This is a genomic window from Cellulomonas sp. 73-92, assembly GCF_001898175.1.
In the GTDB taxonomy this organism is placed as follows: Bacteria; Actinomycetota; Actinomycetes; order Actinomycetales; family Cellulomonadaceae; genus Cellulomonas.
Genome location: NZ_MKTH01000014.1, coordinates 192,360 through 209,206 on the forward strand (window position 1 = coordinate 192,360; position 16,847 = coordinate 209,206).

Sequence of the window (16,847 nt, forward strand, 5' to 3'; positions counted from 1 at the left end):
CCCTCCCACGGGTGACGGGTTTCACCCGGTCGGATCACCCGACACCACCCTTCCGCGGCGCGCGAGCGCACGCATAGAGTCCCCTCGCACGCCCGGTTTCGCCCGTTTGGTGTCGTCGGACGACTGCGGGCGAGGCACGGCGCCGGGGCTCAGGTCCCGGCGTTCGTCTGCCGATGTAGGAGGCGGCGCCAGGTGCGGGTGCCGGAACAGGGAGGACGTCCGTGAAGCAGCTCGGCGAGATCCTGCTGGACGAGGGTCTGGTCACGGAAGCGCAGCTGCTCGCCGCGATGGACGAGCAGGGCACGCGCAACTCCTCCCTCGGGCGCACGCTCGTGGAGCTCGGGTACCTGAGCGAGGGCCAGCTGGTGCAGGCGCTGGCCGAGCAGGTCGGCATGCAGTACGTCGACCTCGACGACTACCCGGTCGACCGGCAGGCGATCTCGCTGGTGCCGGCAGCCGTCTGCCGCCGCTACACGGTGCTCCCGATCGCGATCCACGACGGGCAGCTGACGCTGGCGACCGCCGACCCGGGCAACGTCGTCGCGATCGACGACGTCCGCACCGTCGTGGGGATGCCGGTGCGTCCCGCCATCGCGACGTACGACAACGTGCTGCGCGCGATCGACCGGTTCTGCCGTGCCGAGGACGAGATGGAGAACCTCTCCACCGCGTACGAGGACGTCACCGCCGAGCCGGAGAACGACCTGGCGCGGATGGGCGACGTCGTCGACGACGACGCGCCGATCGTCCGCTACGTCAACCTGCTGGTCACCCAGGCGATCACCGACCGCGCCTCCGACATCCACATCGAGCCGACCGAGAAGGACCTGCGGGTCCGCTACCGCATCGACGGCGTGCTGCACGAGGTCCAGCGCTCGCCCAAGAACATCCAGGGCGGCGTGATCAGCCGCGTCAAGATCATGAGCGAGATCGACATCGCCGAGAAGCGCAAGCCGCAGGACGGGCGCATGTCGGTGGTCCACAGCGGGCGCAAGATCGACCTCCGCGTCGCGACGCTGCCGACGGTGTGGGGCGAGAAGATCGTCATGCGCATCCTCGACAACTCGACGGCGAGCCTCGACCTGCGCGACCTGTCCTTCCTCGACCGCAACTACGAGACGTACCACGCGTCGTACAGCAAGCCCTACGGGATGATCCTGGTGACGGGGCCGACCGGGTCGGGGAAGTCGACGACGCTGTACGCGACCCTCAACGCGGTGTCCCGGCCCGAGATCAACGTCATCACGGTCGAGGACCCGGTCGAGTACCGGCTGCCGAACATCAACCAGGTCCAGGTCAACCCCAAGGCGGGACTCACCTTCGCCGGTGCCCTGCGGTCGATCCTGCGCAGCGACCCCGACGTCGTCCTCCTCGGTGAGATCCGCGACCACGAGACGGCGCAGATCGCGATCGAGGCCGCCCTCACCGGTCACCTGGTGCTCTCGACCCTGCACACGAACGACGCCCCGAGCGCCATCACGCGCCTCATCGAGATGGGTATCGAGCCGTTCCTCGTCGGCTCGGCGCTCGACTGCGTGGTGGCGCAGCGACTCGCGCGTCGCCTGTGCGAGAAGTGCAAGGCCGAGTACCGGCCGACGCCCGAGGACCTGCTCTCGGCCCGCTTCCCGTGGCAGCCGGGGGAGCCGATGCCGGAGCTCTTCAGGCCCGTCGGCTGCGTCTCCTGCTCGCGCACCGGGTACCACGGCCGGATGGCGCTCCACGAGGTGATGCCCGTGACGGAGGAGATCGAGCGGCACGCCGTCTCCCATTCGTCGAGCGCCGAGATCGCCGCGACCGCGCTGAAGCAGGGCATGGTCGCCCTGCGGGACGACGGCTGGGAGAAGGTCAGGCTCGGCCAGACGTCGATCGAGGAGATCCTGCGGGTCGTGGCGTGATCCGGACGTTCGGCTCAAGTCGGACCGATCGGAACCCGATGCCACATCAGGCATCAGGCCCGGTCAGCAGGGCGAGAGCCCGACAGCACGTGGAGGCGACCAAGTGAGCGAGCCCTATCCTCGGACGCCGGCGGTCCCGCCGCAGCACTCCTACCTGCCGACCGACGCGCAGCGTCAGCCGGGTGGCACCTACCCGGCCTCGGGCTTCACGTTCTCGCCCGTGCCGTCACAGAGCGCCCCGGTCCCGCCGGCGGCGCCGGTCGCCGCGGCCGGCAGCTACTACCCCCAGGTCCCGACGAGCTCGGGCGGCCTGCCGACCGCACCGGTCGCGCCCCCGGCGGCCCCGGTGCCATCGCCCCCCACGGTGCCGGCCACATCGGCGACCTTGGGCTCCGTTCCCAGCACCGACTTGCCGCGACCTGTCGGCCAGCCGGTCTCGACCGCAGGGCGTCCCGTGCGGGTCGGCCAGGTCGAGCTCCACGGCGACGAGCTGCCGATCGACGAGATCCTCCAGGAGATGGTGCGGCTCAACGCGTCGGACGTGCACCTGACCGCCGGCGCCCCGCCGATGGTCAGGGTCTCCGGTGCGCTGCACGCCCTCGAGGGGTACACCATCGTCCTGCCCGAGCCGTTGCGCCGATCGCTCTACGCGATCCTCACCCAGCGCCAGCGGGAGCACTTCGAGGAGGAGCTGGAGCTCGACTTCTCCTACGCAGTCCGAGGACTGGCCCGGTTCCGCGTCAACATCTACCAGCAGCGCGAGTCGATCGGCGCCGCGTTCCGGGTGATCCCGTACGAGATCAAGTCCCTGGAATCCCTCGGGCTGCCGCCCGTGATCAGCACCTTCGCCGGGCTGCCGCGCGGGCTCGTCCTGGTGACGGGCCCGACGGGCTCCGGCAAGTCGACGACGCTCGCGTCGATCATCGACCTCGCCAACCGCACGCGCGAGGACCACATCATGACGGTCGAGGACCCGATCGAGTTCCTCCACCGCCACAAGAAGTGCGTCGTCAACCAGCGCGAGGTGGGCCAGGACACCCACTCGTTCGCGAACGCCCTCAAGCACGTGCTGCGGCAGGACCCGGACATCATCCTGGTCGGCGAGATGCGCGACCTCGAGACCATCTCCGTCGCGCTGACCGCGGCCGAGACCGGTCACCTCGTCTTCGCCACGCTGCACACGCAGGACGCCGCGCAGACCGTCGACCGCATCATCGACGTGTTCCCGTCGCACCAGCAGGCGCAGGTGCGCACGCAGCTGGCCGGCACCCTGCAGGCCGTGGTCTGCCAGACGCTGTGCAAGCGGTCGGACGCGCCCGGGCGTGTGGTGGCCACCGAGGTGCTGGTGGCCACGCCCGCGATCCGGAACCTCGTGCGCGACGGCAAGACCTACCAGATCTACTCGGCGATGCAGGCGGGGGCGCAGCAGGGGATGCACACGCTCGACCAGCACCTGGCCGACCTCGTGCGCAACGGGCGGATCAGCTACGAGGTCGGCCTCGAGAAGTGCCACCACGTCGAGGACTACAACCGGCTGACCGGCCGCTTCTCCGGCCAGACGCAGGGCCAGGCCGGCCTCATGGAGCCGACGCTCGGGCAGGTGCTGTGATGGCCGGCGCCACGGGGACCAAGACCTTCGAGTACGCGGTCCGGGACAAGTCCGGCAAGATCGTCAAGGGCCGCGTCGAGGCGAACAACCAGGCGGCCGTCGCCGGCCGGCTGCGCGAGATGGGCCTGGCGGCCGTCTCCATCAACGAGGTGAGCAACACCGGCCTCAGCCGGGACATCTCGATCCCCGGGTTCGGCGGCGACAAGGTCAAGATCAAGGACCTGGCCATCGCCTCCCGGCAGCTCGCGACGATGATCAACTCGGGCCTCTCGCTCATCCGGGCGCTGGCGATCCTCGCCGACCAGACCGAGTCCAAGGGGCTCGCGAAGGTGCTCGCCCAGGTCCGGAACGACGTGGAGACCGGGCAGTCCTTCTCGCAGTCGCTCGGCAAGCACCCGCTGGTCTTCCCGCCGCTCATGGTGAACATGGTCCGGGCGGGCGAGGTCGGCGGCTTCCTCGACGAGGTGCTGCTGTCGGTGGCGACGAACTTCGAGAAGGAGGTCAAGCTCCGCGGCAAGATCAAGTCCGCGATGACCTACCCGACGATCATCTTCATCTTCGCGATGCTCGCCATGATCGGGATGCTCCTGTTCATCGTCCCGATCTTCGCGAACATGTTCTCGCAGCTCGGTGGCAAGCTTCCGCCGCTGACGCAGTTCCTGGTGTTCCTCTCGAGCGCGCTCAAGATCGGGATCGGCCCGCTGGTCGTGGCGATCATCGTCTTCGCGATCTGGTGGGGCCGGCACAAGAACGACGCCGCGGTGCGGGAGAAGGTCGACCCGTTCAAGCTGAAGGTGCCCGTTTTCGGGCCTTTGTGGAAGAAGATCGCGGTCTCCCGTTTCACCCGAAACTTCGGGACCATGATCAAGTCGGGCGTCCCGATCCTCCAGGCGCTCGACATCGTCGGGGAGACGAGCGGCAACATCGTCGTCGAGCACGCCGCCAAGTCCGTGCAGGACTCGGTGCGCCGGGGCGAGTCGCTGGCCGGGCCGCTGTCGCAGCACCCGGTGTTCCCACCGATGGTGGTGCAGATGATGGCCGTCGGCGAGGACACCGGCGCCCTCGACACCATGCTGAGCAAGGTGGCGGACTTCTACGACGACGAGGTCGAGTCCACCACCGAGCAGCTCACCAGCCTCATCGAGCCGATCATGATCGTCATCGTCGGCGGCATCATCGGCTTCATCGTCATCGGCCTGTACATGCCGATCTTCAGCATCTTCAACGTCATCCAGTGAGGCCCTTCGGCGCCCCTTCGGCCGTCCGGGTGAATGTCGACGAAACGGACCCAACGGACTCAAGTGCCCGGCCCCCGGCGACGATACCCGGAATGCACGTCAGCACCACCAGCAAGACCTGAGCCGGCCACCGCGGCCGGATGCAGCAGGAAAAGACCCTCCCGACTCAACGGAGACTGGACATGATCGCTCGCATCCACAAGTCGATGCAGGAGAAGGACGAGGGCTTCACCCTCATCGAGCTCCTCGTCGTCATGATCATCATCGGCATCCTCGCGGCCATCGCGATCCCGATCTTCCTCAACCAGCGCAAGAAGGCGAACGACACCGCCGGCACGTCGGACGTCTCGACGCTCGGCAAGGAGGTCGCCACCTACTACGTGGACGCCACCGCGGTGCTCCCTGACGCGACCGGCGTCGCGATCGTCTCCAACCGCTACCAGGTGAACAGCGTCGACGTCGGCGCCGAGTCCAAGAACGTCACCGGCGTGGTGCTCAAGACCACCGACACCAGCTCGGTGCAGGCGGCCTCGACCTCGTGGTGCGTGCAGGTCAACTACACCGGCGGAACGCGTTCGATCGTCAAGTACTCGGCTCAGAACGGCCTCGTGGCCGACGGGACCGGTTGCTGAGGTAGGACGGACAGTCTCGCTGAGGGGGGTAGCCACACCGTGGCCGCCCCCCTCAGCGATGGCACCGAGCAGGGGAGGGACACCGTGACGAGAGACAGGCGCCCGTCAGACCCGGGCGGCCCAGCGACGGGGGCAGACGGCTTCGCGCTCATCGAGCTGCTCGTGGTCATGATCATCGTCGCCGTCCTGGCGGCGATCGCCATCCCGATCTTCCTCTCCCAGCGCCAGAAGGCCGCGGAGACCGCCGCCAAGAGCGACGTCGCGAACGTCGGCCGCGAGGTCGTCTCCTACTACGTCGACGGCTCGCTCCCGCTGGTGGCATCGAGCGCCGGGGAGGTCTGGACGCTGACTGACACCGCCTCCGGGGGCTCGTACACCCAGACCGGTCGCCTGTCGCGCGGGGACAGCCTGACGGGCAGCGCTCAGAGCGCCACGGACTTCTGCTTGACCGTGGCCCCGACCATGCCCGGCGCCCGGACGGAGACCTGGAGCTTCAGCGTCAGCGGTCTCGTCGCCGGCGCGACCTGCTAGAAAGCCCGACTCGATGACCGACCCGCGGCAGTGAGAGGAGCCAACGTGACGATGCGGATTCGTCGGGCGCTGGCACGGCGCGCCAGCGGTGACGCGGGCTTCACGCTGATCGAGGTCATCGTCGCGATGGTGATCACGGTCATGGTGATGACCGCCCTGGTGTACGGCGTGGTCGGGACCCTCAAGACCGTCGAGCAGGCCAAGCAGCGGCAAGCCGCCACCGCGCTGGCAACCCAGGAGCTCGAGCGCCTGCGCGCGTTGCCCTACGACACGGTGACGCTGGCCGCCGCCAGCTCGTCGCTCAAGACGCCGAACCCGTACGCCGCCACCGTCAGCGGGGTGAGCACGTTCACACCGCCCGCCGGACTGCTGACGACCGGTTCGGAGTCGCTCGTCGTCAACACCGTGTCGGGCCAGTGGGCCGACGTGTCGGTCGACCAGGTGACCTACCGCGTCTACGACTACGTCACGACCCCCGCACTGACGGGTGGGAACCAGACCTACAACCTCACCGCGGTCGTCCACTGGTCGAGCTCCGTCTGGCCCGGCGGCCGGACGTCGCTGGAGCGGTCCACGACGTTCTCGCCGGCCGGCTGCCTCTCGACCGCCAACAGCCCCTTCGCCGCTCCCTGCCAGGCGTACGTCACCGCCCGCGCCGGCGAGGCCCTCAGCGGTGTGACGATCAGCGACATCAACGACTCGACGCAGCCGATCCTGGGCACCGACACGGACCAGCTGCTGCTCAACTTCTCGACGGCCTCGGCGACGTTCCAGGTGGAGCAGACCGCCACCGGGGGAGCGAACGCGGTCACGACGTCCGCCCAGAGCAAGGGCGGCGCCTCCCCGGCGACCAGCGGGGGTGTGACGGCCAAGGCCGTGGTCGACTCCGACCCGTCGTCGACCCCGAACCAGTCGGTCAGCGTGGTCACCCCGGCGCAGTCGTCGTCCTCGGTGTCCATCACGGGCTCGGGCGGCACGCTCGCCGTCACTCCGTCGACGAGCGACTCGGGCGGCGCGTCGGCCGCCATCGCGGCCGACGGCTCGACGTGCGTCGGTTCGACCGGCACCGCCCTGACGACGGGACCGTCCGGCCAGCTGCGGCCCTGCGCGTCGTCGAACCTGCGCGCGAGCGGCAGCCCGGCGACCGTGCAGTACATCTCGCCGCTGCTGAGCGCCAACCTGACCCTGGCCTCGTTCTCCGCGCAGGTGCAGCCGTCCCGGGCCGTCGCCGCCGTCCTCGGCACGTCCAACACCGGCGCGTGCGACGGGTCCGGGACACCGGTCGACTGCGTCCACGCGTCGACCACCCGATCGCTGGGCACGGCCACCTTCGCCGCCGGCGGCTTCGTGTCCGCGCCGTCGGGATTCACCGGCGGGCTGTGGTCCGTGTCGAACCTCGCCGAGTCCGCCCGGGCCGAGGAGGGCGTGGGCAGCAAGGCGCCGATCTTCACCCGGACGGGCACGTTGAAGGTCTGGAACGGCACCGGTTACACGTCGGTGGACCTCTCCGGCTACGCCGGAGTGGCCGGCGGCCTGGTGCCGCCCACGCAGACATGGACGATCCCCACGACGTCGGTGCAGTACAGCCCCGCCATCACGCTCGTCTACCACGACTCGACCGTCACGGTGCAGCGCCCGGCGATCTCACGGACGCCCACGGCACGGACCGGCAACCCTGCGACCGACTGCAAGGCGGCGGCGTGCGTGACCACGATCGACGGCTCGGCATCTGTGGTGGCGAGCGTGCAGGTGGACGTGCTCGTGAACGGCTCGCTCCTCACGTCGTTCGCGGTCGTCACCGATCTGGGCGGGCTGACCGCGAACGTCTCGTACAAGGCGGCCGCGGCATGATGCGCCGCTGGCTGCGACGCCGGCTCGCGCGGCGTCCGGACGACGGCCTCTCGCTCGCCGAGATGCTGGTCGCGATGATGGTGTTCGCGATGGCGATGGCGATGATCACCGGAGCGCTGATCGCCACGCTGCACGTCACCAAGGGCGCCCAGTCGGCGTCCGACGCCGAGTTCGAGGCACGCCAAGCCCTGGCCATCATCGACCGGCAGGTGCGCTCGGGGAACGTGCTGTTCAGCCCGGCCGACGAGGTGACCTACCTGTCGTCGTGCCACGACCTGGGCGGCAACAGCGGCGACTGCATGCGGATCTACACGCAGTCGAACGGCGACGAGAAGTGCGTCCAGTGGCAGCTGGTACCCGACCCGTCGGCGGTCGGCACGTACCAGCTCCAGATGCGGTCGTGGACGAGCGACTGGCAGTCCTCGGGGAAGGTCACGGCCTGGGCCGTGAACGCGCGAGGGCTCCTGCTGTCGGGATCGCCTTTCACCCTCGACGTCGGCAATGCCGGCCTCTACGGTGAACGACTGCTGAAGGTGCACCTGGTCTCGAAGAACGTGGCCAACGGGCACAACGTGACGATCGACGCCTCGATCTCGGGGCGGAACACGACGTACGGCTACTCCGGCAGCCAGTGCCTGCCGGTTCCTCCAGGGTGAGAGGCACGGAGATGGGTTCTCTCAGGAGACGGCTGGGTCTGGTCACGGGGACGCGCGACTCCGGGATCGCGATCGTCGCGGCGATGGCGGTGGTGATGCTCGCCGCCGTCCTCGTCGTCGTCGCCGTGTCCGTGGCGATGTCGGCCGCCGGCCAGACCGGGCAGGACCGACAGCGCTCGTCCGGTGTCGCCACGGCCGAGGCCCAGGTCGACACCGTGACGGCACAGATCCAGTCGGCGGCGCCTGCTGCCCTCGTGTCCATCTGCGGGGCGAACTCGAGCTCGACGCGGGTCGGGGCCGACACGTTCGCCCTGACCACGACGGTGACCTTCTACAACGCGGCCGGTCAGGAGATCGCCGGCCCCGACGTCGCCTGCAGCGGCATCGCGACGACGCCCGCGACGACGGCGAGGATCGTCGTCAACGCCGTCTCCAGCAAGCTGGCTGGGCAGCTGCCCGCGCAGCGGACGGTCGTCTCGGAGCTCAAGCTGACGCCGTCGTACGCCATCGGCCTGGACAAGGCGATCTTCTCGAACTCCAGCCTGACGATGTCGAACAAGACGGTGCTGAAGTCGGGATCCGGCAAGCCGGACGCCGACATCTACACCAACTCCGACTTCCAGTGCCAGAACAACGAGGAGTTCCACGGCTCGATCTACGCCCAGGGCTCCATCACCATGACCAACACGTGCACGGTGTACGTCGACGCGTGGGCGAGGAACAACGTCTCGTTCACCAACCCGGGCGTGTCCGTCGCCGGCCGCGTGCTGTCGTCAAGGGGGAACGTCTCCCTGGACAAGGCGTCCGTCGGGCAGCAGGCCCGCGCGAAGGGGACCGTCACGGGCAACACCTGCTCCACCGCGGGCAAGTGCTTCCCCGGCTCGACGCTCGACGACCCGCCGACCGTGAGCTTCCCGCAGTTCATCTGGGACTCGACCGCCCAGAGCCAGTGGGTGGCCGCCGGCTACACCAACATCGTCGTCCTGCCGCAGAGCGGCTACCAGTGCGGCAACTACGGGGGTTCCGGCCCGCTCAACGGCAAGGTCGACGGCGGCGGCAAGTGGCTGTACGACCACGCCGCCACACTGCCGGCGAACACGGTGCTCATCGTCAACTGCCCGAGCGACAAGGTGACGCTCCAAGGGATCGACATCTCCCTGAACAAGAACCTGCTCATCCTGTCGCGCGCCGGGATCTCGTTCTCGAACAAGACGACCATCAGCTCGGTCACCGGCACCGGGACGCCGAGCAACCCCAACCTGCTGTACTTCGTCCAGCCCTACGCCGCCACCACCCCGGCCTCGTGGACCTACAGCTGCCAGGGCGACGGCATCAGCCTGGACAACCAGGTGACCGTGGACAACACGGTCAACACCCTCTTCTACTCGCCGTGCCCCATCCGCAAGGCCAACCTCTCCGCGATCGTCGGGCAGGTGTACGGCGGCTCGACGGTCTCGGTGGACAACCAGCTCGACATGACCTACTACCCGCTGCCGGTCTGGGGCGGGATCGCGGCAACGAGCAACACCGTGAAGTCCTACTCCGTCGACGTCATGTACAAGCGCGAAGGGGCCTGACCGGCCGGTGGAGATGCTCCTCGCCGACGGCGGCCGGGCGTTCGTCGTCCCGGCCGCCGCTCTTGTCGGCCTGCTGATCGGCTCGTTCCTCAACGTCGTCGTGTGGCGCGTGCCGCGCGGCGAGTCGATCGTCTCGCCGCCGAGCGCGTGCCCGCGCTGCGGACACCCGATCCGTGCCTACGACAACGTGCCCGTCGTCTCCTGGCTCGTGCTGCGGGGGCGATGCCGCGACTGCGGCGCCCCGATCTCCCGACGCTATCCCCTCGTCGAGGGCGCCACCGGCGTGCTGTTCGCCCTGGCAGCGGCCTGGACCGGGGCGTCCTGGGTGCTGCCGGCTCTGCTGTACCTGGTCGCGATCGGGATCGCCCTGGCGCTGGTCGACCTCGACGTCCACCGGCTGCCCGACGCGATCGTCCTGCCGTCGTACCCCGTCGCGGCCGCGCTCCTCACGCTGGCGTCGTGGAACCCTGGCGGCGCGTCCCACTGGGGCTCGCTGCTGCGTGCCGTCATCGGGTCGGTCGTGCTGCTCGCGGCGTACCTCCTCATGGCGCTCATCTACCCGGCTGGGATGGGCTTCGGTGACGTGAAGCTCGCCGGCGTGCTGGGTCTGTACCTCGGCTGGTTCGGCTGGTGGCCGGTCGCCGTCGGCTTCTTCGCCCCGTTCTTCCTCGGCGGCCTCTTCGCGCTCGGGCTCGTCGCGGCCCGCCGCGCCGGCCGCAAGAGCGGCGTGCCGTTCGGTCCGTGGATGATCCTCGGCACGTGGGTGGGGATCGCCGCGGGAGAGCTGATCGGCCACTGGTACCTCGGCCTCCTGTGAGGCGGGCGAAGGCCCCGTCAGCGGGCCCCTGCACCCCCGGAACTGCTCAAGTCGATCCTTTCGGACACCGATAGGTCGGAAGGACATCCCATCGGAGGAAAGGATCCGGCGTGGCCAGCTCACGCGTGATCGGGCTCGACATCGGGTCCTCGGCGGTGCGCGCCGCCGAGCTCGAGTTCGGCGGCGGCGCCCGGTCGGGCAAGTCCGCCCCCACCCTCGTCCGGGTCGGTGAGGTCGCGCTGCCCCTGGGTGCCGTCCGCGACGGCGAGGTGGTCCAGCCGACCACCGTCTCGCAGGCCCTGAGGCAGCTCTGGTCGCGCGCCAAGTTCGAGTCCAAGGACGTCATCATCGGCGTCGGCAACCAGCGGGTGCTCGTCCGCGACCTCGACCTGCCGGCGATGCCACTGGCACAGCTGAAGTCGTCCCTGCCGTTCCAGGTGGGGGACATGCTGCCGATGTCCGCCGACGAGGCGCTCCTCGACTACTACCCGATCGGCGAGGTCGACGGGCCCCAAGGTCGGATGGTGCGCGGCATGCTCGTCGCGGCGCAGCGTGACACGGTGACGTCCAACGTCCTGGCGGTCGAAGGCGCCGGGCTGCGCCCCGTCATGGTGGACCTCAACGGGTTCGCTCTCCTGCGTGCGCTGGCGCGCGGGGAGTTCGCGGAGCCGACGACGGCGTTCGTCGACGTCGGTGCGACGATCACCACGGTCGTCATCGCCGCCGGCGGCGTACCGCGGCTCGTCCGGTCGCTGCCGAGCGGCGGCCAGCACGTGACGGCTGCCGTGGCCAGCGCCCTCAACGTCGCCGTGCCGGAGGCGGAGAACCTCAAGCGCGAGATCGGCGTCGGGTTCAGCGTCCCGCCGGATCGCCAGCCAGCGGCAGAGGCGATCGGGGCCGTCGTCCGCACACTCGTCGAGAGCGTGCGCAACACCTTCGTCTACTACCAGAGCAACTCTCCTGGCGCGACGATCGACGTGCTGGTCCTCACCGGCGGTGGTGCCCATCTGCCGGGGCTCGGCCAGTACATGTCGAGCGCGACGCGCCTGCCGGCGACCCTCGGCAACCCGATCGCCACGTTGCGGCAGGGCAAGTCCGCCGCGCGCGACGTCCCACCGGGCCGGGAGTCGTTGCTTGCACTCTCGATCGGGCTCGCGTACGGGGTGGCAGCATGACCACGGTGTCGGAGCGGCCGCGCACGCGCGGCGCATCGGGATTCGTCCAGGGGCAGCCGCAGGTCAACCTCCTGCCGCCCGAGGTCCGCGCCGCACGCGGTCTCAAGACCCTCAAGCGCCTGCTCGTCATGGCGCTGGTGCTCGTCGTGCTCCTCTGCGCAGCGTCCTGGGTGTTCGCGCGGAACGACAAGAGCAACGCCGCGGACGGGTTGACGAAGGCGCAGGACAAGACGACGCAGCTCAAGGCCGAGGAGAAGAAGTACGCGGAGGTGCCGCAGGTGCTCGGTCTGCTCGACAGCACCACGAAGGCGCGCGCGCTGGGGATGTCGACGGAAGTTCTGTGGTCGCCGTACTACCAGGCGATCGCCGCGGTGCTGCCCACGGGCGTCAGCTTCGACTCGCTGCAGGTCACCGAGGCGTCGCCGACGACGGCCGCACCGGCCGCCTCGTCTCCGCTCCAGGCGGCGTCCGTCGGGCAGATCCAGTTCACGGCCCGGTCGAAGACGCTGCCGGACACGGCAGCGTGGATCGACGCGCTGGACGCCATCCCGGGCCTCGGCGACGCGTGGCTGACCACCGCCGCGGTCCAGGGTGACACCCCCGCCGATTCCTTCTACAACATCGCCGTCACGGTGCAGGTGCGGCAGTCCGCCTTCGCCCACCGCTTCGACAAGAGCAGCACGGGGGGTAAGGGCTGATGGCCGCCAAGAAGGGAACCTGGATCGGCGGGACGCTCTTCGCCGCTGCCGTCATCGGGGCCGCCACCTGGTTCGGTGCCGTTCATCCGACGCTGTCGGACGCGGCGGCTCTTCGAGCCCAGACCGATGATGTGAACCGCAGCAACCAGACCCTCCAGACGAAGGTCACGCAGCTCGCCGCGGACTTCCAGAAGCTGCCGCAGTACAAGCAGCAGCTCGAGGCACTGAGGATCCAGGTTCCGACGACCGCGCAGCTCTCCGACTACGTGCGCCAGGTGCAGCAGATCGCCACCGCCCACACGGTGGTGGTGACGAGCTTCGCCCCGAGCACCCCGCAAGCGGTCGTGGTGACGCGAGCCGCGGCCCCTGCAGCCACGCCCACGCCCAGCCCGACCGCCAGCGCGTCTCCCAGCGCGTCCGCTACCGCCGACCCGGCCACCCCGGCCAGCACCGCGGCCTCGGCGGCGGCCGCCTCGGGCGTGCCCGCGGGCATGGCGGCCATCCCCGTGTCGATCACGGTGGTCGGCACCTACGACAACACCCTCGCCTTCCTCAACGACCTCCAGACCGGGATCCCGCGCGTCATGCTGGTCTCGGGCTTCACCGGCACCTCGCAGAAGGACGCCGCCGCCTCGGGCGGCAAGCCGGCGACGCACGTGGGAGACCAGGAGCTGGTCGTGACCGGGTTCCTCTACGTGCTGCCGGACCCGACGGCAGCAACACCCGCCCCGAGCCCGACCGCGCCGGTGCTGCCGGCTCCGGCGCCCGGCAAGAACCCGCTGGTCCCGGTCGCCGGGAAGTAGCTCAAGGAACGACGAGGCGGGCGGTCCCACTCCGGGGCCGTCCGCCTCGTCGTCCCACGCGCCATGGCAGGATGCCGCCATGCTGCGCTGGCTGACCTCCGGGGAGTCCCACGGCCCTGCCCTGGTGGGCGTCGTCGAGGGGGTCCCGGCGGGTGTCGCGATCACGACGGCCGACGTCGCGGCGGCGCTGGCTCGTCGTCGGCTGGGCTATGGCCGCGGGGCGCGCCAGGCCTTCGAGCAGGACGAGGTGCGACTGCTGGGCGGCGTCCGGCACGGGCTCACGCAGGGAGGCCCGGTCGCGATCGAGATCGCCAACAGCGAGTGGCCCAAGTGGGTCGACGTCATGGCCGCCGACCCCGTGGACGACCCCGAGCTGCTCAACCGCGCGCGCAACGCACCCCTGACCCGACCGCGGCCCGGGCATGCGGACCTCGTCGGGATGCGGAAGTTCGGCTTCGACGACGCGCGGCCCGTCCTCGAGCGGGCGTCGGCGCGGGAGACGGCCACCCGCGTCGCCCTCGGCACGGTCGCCGCCGCGCTCCTCGAGCAGGCGGCCGGGATCCGGCTCGTCTCCCACGTCGTGCGCATCGGGTCCGTCGCGGCCGCCGCCGAGGCGGCGTCGCCCACCGCCGACGACGTCGCGGCGCTCGACGCCGACCCCGTGCGCTGCTTCGACGCGGCGGCCTCGGCGGCGATGGTCGAGGAGATCGACGGTGCCCGGAAGGACGGCGACACCCTCGGGGGTGTCGTCGAGGTGCTGGCCTACGGCGTCCCGTCCGGCCTCGGCACCTACGTCGCCGACGACCGCAAGCTCGATGCCCGCCTGGCGGCGGCGGTCATGTCGATCCAGGCGATCAAGGGCGTCGAGATCGGGGACGGGTTCACCACCGCGACGCGCCGGGGATCAGCGGCCCACGACGAGATCGAGCGCGGCTCGGACGGCGCCCTGCACCGGCGCACGAACCGCGCCGGCGGCCTCGAGGGCGGCATGTCCAACGGCGAGGTGATCCGGGTGCGCGCCGCGATGAAGCCGATCTCGACGGTGCCGCGGGCGCTCGACACGGTGGACGTCGCCACGGGGGAGAGCGCCAAGGCGCAGCACCAGCGATCGGACGTCTGCGCGGTGCCGCCGGCCGCCGTCGTCGCCGAGGCGATGGTGGCGCTCGTGCTGGCGGATGCGCTCCTCGAGAAGACCGGCGGTGACTCCCTCGCCGAGGTGCGCCGCAACCTGGCGGCCTACCAGTCGGCGATCCCCGACCTGCTGCGCTGATCCGGGTCGGCCACCCGACCGCGGCGGTCGATCAGCCGCACGCGGTGACCTCGTAAACGGCGACAGGGCCGGCGCGGTCGACGAATCTCACGCCGGTGGCCGGAGCCTTCGCAAGCTGTGCGTCCAGAGGGAGCGACTTCCAGGGCTGCCATGGCGAAGGGTCGATATAGAGGTAGCGGATGCCGAGGGCTGCGAGGTCGGCGCACAGCTGCGGGTCCGAGCCGAGGCCACGCAGTCGTGTCACCGCGTCCCTCAGCTCCGGCGTGGGGAGCGTTCCCCAGTCCCTGGGGACCGTCGGGTAGCCGCTCAGTGCATACAGGTAGCTGCCGCCCGAGAACGGCCCGCTCAAGACCGCTCCGCCCGACAGCTCGTGCGGCAGGCGCGCGAGTAGCGCCAGCTCCGGGCCGTTGGTGATCGGTGGCCCCGTCAGGCCACCGTCGTAGGACTTCACGACGAGCCGCGAGAGGTCGAGTGATCCCGGGATCGCCACGGTCAGGAGGACGAGCACGGGAGCCATCACGCGCATCAGCCAGCGCACCTTCGGGCGCGATCGTGCGGCCAGCAGGCGGAAGCTCGCGTGCGAGCCGTAGACGGCCAAGGGGAGCGCGCCGGCGACGATGACCGGGGCGTAGCGACGGGACTCGTCGTACCAGGGCGCGTCCAGCCATGACAGCAGCGGGAGGGACGACGAGGCGGCCAGGAAGAAGCCCGCCATCACGAGCGCGCCGATGGCCATCGGACGTCCCCGACGACGCCACACCGCCGCCGCCCCGACGACGCTCAGGATGAAGACCAGTGCGCCCGAACCATCCGTGAGGAGGGTGGGATCCAGCGTGACGAGGCCGCTGACGGCGCTGACCACCGGGAGGGCGCCCTCGTCGTGGGTCGTCAGGATGCCGTGGACCTCTGGATTGCGCAGCAGGACGGTCGAACCGACACCTATCGCGATGATGGCCACCCCAGCCGCCGCCATGACGAGCCTCCGCCGACTGCGCGCCGCCCAGAGCGACCGCACGCCCCGGACCGCTGCCGGTGCCCACCAACCCGCCGCAAGCAGTCCGAGAGCCAGCGCTGCGTTGGGATGGACAAGGGTGAGGCCCGCCAGGGCGAGCAGCCCCGGTAGCGCGCGGCCGCTCGCGCTCGCCTGGATGCTCTTGCGAGCCACGAGGAGCGCGAGCACGCCCGGGACGAGGGCGGTGCCGACCGAGTTGGGGACCATGCCCTCCGGCGTGAGCGTCAGCGTGAGCGGAAGTGCGACCCCGGGACCGGACACGAGCGCGGCCCAGGGCAGGATCGCCGGCCTGTTCGGGAAGGCGGCGCGGGTCAGAGCCACGACGCCGCACGTCCACGTGATGATCGACGGCAGCAACCAGGCCCACGTGAACGTCGCGGCGACGCCCCCGCTCGGCGCCGCAAGAGCGGCGACAGCGTGCCATCCGGACGGATAGACCGAGCGAGCCACCCCGTCGAGCTGGTCTGCGCCCGTGAGTGTGAACGCCGACGCCTGACCGGACTCGAGGACGCCGCGGAGCCACGTCATGTGGACGCCCGCGTCGTTGGCCACCAGGAGACGCCGCGGATCGCCCATGCCATGGGCCACCACGACCAGCTGGAGACCGGCGGCCACCGCCACCGCTGCCAGCAGCGGCCTGCGGTCCCAGGACAACCGGGGCAGGGCCGGGGCCGTGCGAGTGGCATGTACCCGGACCAAGAGCGCGACGACGGCGGCCAGCGCGGTGCCCCCGAGGGCCACGGGCGCCCCCCACCTCAGGCCAAGGAGACGCGCGATCTCGGCCGTGGTGCCGCAGATGCCGACGGTGATCGCCGGGGCGACGGCGGCGACGTCGACCGCGTGGAGCCGCACGCCGCCCACCCGCAGCACCAGGACCCCGGGCAGCCAGAAGGCGAGGACCACCGCCAGCGGCGCAACGACCCACTCCATCACGGCGCTTACGGAACCATCCGCGGCCGATCGACCGCACTTGACGCGCCGATTGCCGCACGCCTGCCGCGTGCCGGCGGATGCCGGCGGCGTCGGTCGACGCCCGCCCGCACCGGCGCCGGGTTCTCGTGCACTGAACGTCGTACGGTCAAC

Annotated in this window: 14 protein-coding genes; 13 read left to right on the forward strand and 1 reads right to left on the reverse strand. The window is 70.4% G+C overall.

The genetic code is table 11. The features are described 5' to 3' along the window. The first annotated feature begins 221 nt into the window (after window positions 1-221). The 13 genes from BGO37_RS11165 (at window position 222) to aroC (ending at window position 14,752) form a co-directional block, all read left to right on the forward strand. Window positions 222-1,895, forward strand: coding sequence for a GspE/PulE family protein (locus tag BGO37_RS11165; RefSeq protein ID WP_291754862.1), 1,674 nt, complete (start codon window positions 222-224; stop codon window positions 1,893-1,895). Window positions 1,896-1,998: 103 nt separating this feature from the next. Beyond that, on the forward strand, window positions 1,999-3,504 hold the full coding sequence (locus BGO37_RS11170) for a type IV pilus twitching motility protein PilT (protein WP_291754864.1): 1,506 nt from the start codon (window positions 1,999-2,001) through the stop codon (window positions 3,502-3,504). Continuing rightward, on the forward strand, window positions 3,504-4,742 hold the full coding sequence (locus BGO37_RS11175) for a type II secretion system F family protein (protein WP_291754866.1): 1,239 nt from the start codon (window positions 3,504-3,506) through the stop codon (window positions 4,740-4,742). The genes BGO37_RS11170 and BGO37_RS11175 overlap by 1 nt, the downstream gene beginning before the upstream one ends. Before the next feature lie 182 nt (window positions 4,743-4,924). Then, window positions 4,925-5,374, forward strand: a complete 450-nt coding sequence (locus tag BGO37_RS11180) for a type II secretion system protein (protein ID WP_291754869.1) — start codon at window positions 4,925-4,927, stop codon at window positions 5,372-5,374. Between the two features lie 84 nt (window positions 5,375-5,458). After that, complete coding sequence (locus BGO37_RS11185; RefSeq protein ID WP_291754871.1) at window positions 5,459-5,905, forward strand: type II secretion system protein; 447 nt, start codon at window positions 5,459-5,461, stop codon at window positions 5,903-5,905. A gap of 51 nt (window positions 5,906-5,956) precedes the next feature. Next, the gene (locus BGO37_RS11190) at window positions 5,957-7,756 is read left to right on the forward strand and encodes a type II secretion system protein (protein WP_291754873.1); all 1,800 of its coding nucleotides are present in this window, start codon (window positions 5,957-5,959) and stop codon (window positions 7,754-7,756) included. Further along, window positions 7,753-8,412: a prepilin-type N-terminal cleavage/methylation domain-containing protein gene (locus BGO37_RS11195; protein ID WP_291754874.1), complete on the forward strand. Its 660-nt coding sequence runs from the start codon at window positions 7,753-7,755 to the stop codon at window positions 8,410-8,412. The genes BGO37_RS11190 and BGO37_RS11195 overlap by 4 nt, the downstream gene beginning before the upstream one ends. An 11-nt stretch (window positions 8,413-8,423) precedes the next feature. Beyond that, the gene (locus BGO37_RS11200; RefSeq protein WP_291754877.1) at window positions 8,424-9,989 is read left to right on the forward strand and encodes a hypothetical protein; all 1,566 of its coding nucleotides are present in this window, start codon (window positions 8,424-8,426) and stop codon (window positions 9,987-9,989) included. A gap of 13 nt (window positions 9,990-10,002) precedes the next feature. Then, window positions 10,003-10,806, forward strand: a complete 804-nt coding sequence (locus BGO37_RS11205; RefSeq protein WP_291755205.1) for an A24 family peptidase — start codon at window positions 10,003-10,005, stop codon at window positions 10,804-10,806. 110 nt (window positions 10,807-10,916) lie between these two features. Then, window positions 10,917-11,981, forward strand: a complete 1,065-nt coding sequence (gene pilM, locus BGO37_RS11210) for a type IV pilus assembly protein PilM (RefSeq protein WP_291754881.1) — start codon at window positions 10,917-10,919, stop codon at window positions 11,979-11,981. Further along, window positions 11,978-12,679, forward strand: coding sequence for a fimbrial assembly protein (locus tag BGO37_RS11215; protein WP_291754884.1), 702 nt, complete (start codon window positions 11,978-11,980; stop codon window positions 12,677-12,679). Before pilM ends, BGO37_RS11215 begins: the two co-directional genes overlap by 4 nt. Further along, window positions 12,679-13,482 (forward strand): hypothetical protein, encoded by an 804-nt coding sequence (locus BGO37_RS11220; RefSeq protein WP_291754885.1) that lies wholly within the window; start codon window positions 12,679-12,681, stop codon window positions 13,480-13,482. The genes BGO37_RS11215 and BGO37_RS11220 overlap by 1 nt, the downstream gene beginning before the upstream one ends. A gap of 79 nt (window positions 13,483-13,561) precedes the next feature. Continuing rightward, window positions 13,562-14,752: a chorismate synthase gene (aroC, locus tag BGO37_RS11225; protein ID WP_291754886.1), complete on the forward strand. Its 1,191-nt coding sequence runs from the start codon at window positions 13,562-13,564 to the stop codon at window positions 14,750-14,752. Window positions 14,753-14,783: 31 nt separating this feature from the next. On the opposite strand, the gene BGO37_RS11230 is transcribed toward aroC, so the two are convergent. Next, on the reverse strand, window positions 14,784-16,694 hold the full coding sequence (locus BGO37_RS11230) for a DUF6541 family protein (RefSeq protein ID WP_367188106.1): 1,911 nt from the start codon (window positions 16,692-16,694) through the stop codon (window positions 14,784-14,786). Window positions 16,695-16,847 lie beyond the last annotated feature (153 nt).

What these genes read in the sequence shown, in the direction of transcription:
- BGO37_RS11175 (WP_291754866.1), top strand. Translation starts at nt 3,504, where the DNA reads ATGGCCGGCGCCACGGGGACCAAGACCTTCGAGTACGCGGTCCGGGAC.
- BGO37_RS11180 (WP_291754869.1), top strand. Translation starts at nt 4,925, where the DNA reads ATGATCGCTCGCATCCACAAGTCGATGCAGGAGAAGGACGAGGGCTTC.
- BGO37_RS11190 (WP_291754873.1), top strand. Translation starts at nt 5,957, where the DNA reads ATGCGGATTCGTCGGGCGCTGGCACGGCGCGCCAGCGGTGACGCGGGC.
- BGO37_RS11195 (WP_291754874.1), top strand. Translation starts at nt 7,753, where the DNA reads ATGATGCGCCGCTGGCTGCGACGCCGGCTCGCGCGGCGTCCGGACGAC.
- BGO37_RS11200 (WP_291754877.1), top strand. Translation starts at nt 8,424, where the DNA reads ATGGGTTCTCTCAGGAGACGGCTGGGTCTGGTCACGGGGACGCGCGAC.
- BGO37_RS11205 (WP_291755205.1), top strand. Translation starts at nt 10,003, where the DNA reads ATGCTCCTCGCCGACGGCGGCCGGGCGTTCGTCGTCCCGGCCGCCGCT.
- BGO37_RS11215 (WP_291754884.1), top strand. Translation starts at nt 11,978, where the DNA reads ATGACCACGGTGTCGGAGCGGCCGCGCACGCGCGGCGCATCGGGATTC.
- BGO37_RS11220 (WP_291754885.1), top strand. Translation starts at nt 12,679, where the DNA reads ATGGCCGCCAAGAAGGGAACCTGGATCGGCGGGACGCTCTTCGCCGCT.
- aroC (WP_291754886.1), top strand. Translation starts at nt 13,562, where the DNA reads ATGCTGCGCTGGCTGACCTCCGGGGAGTCCCACGGCCCTGCCCTGGTG.
- BGO37_RS11230 (WP_367188106.1), bottom strand. Translation starts at nt 16,694, where the DNA reads ATGGAGTGGGTCGTTGCGCCGCTGGCGGTGGTCCTCGCCTTCTGGCTG.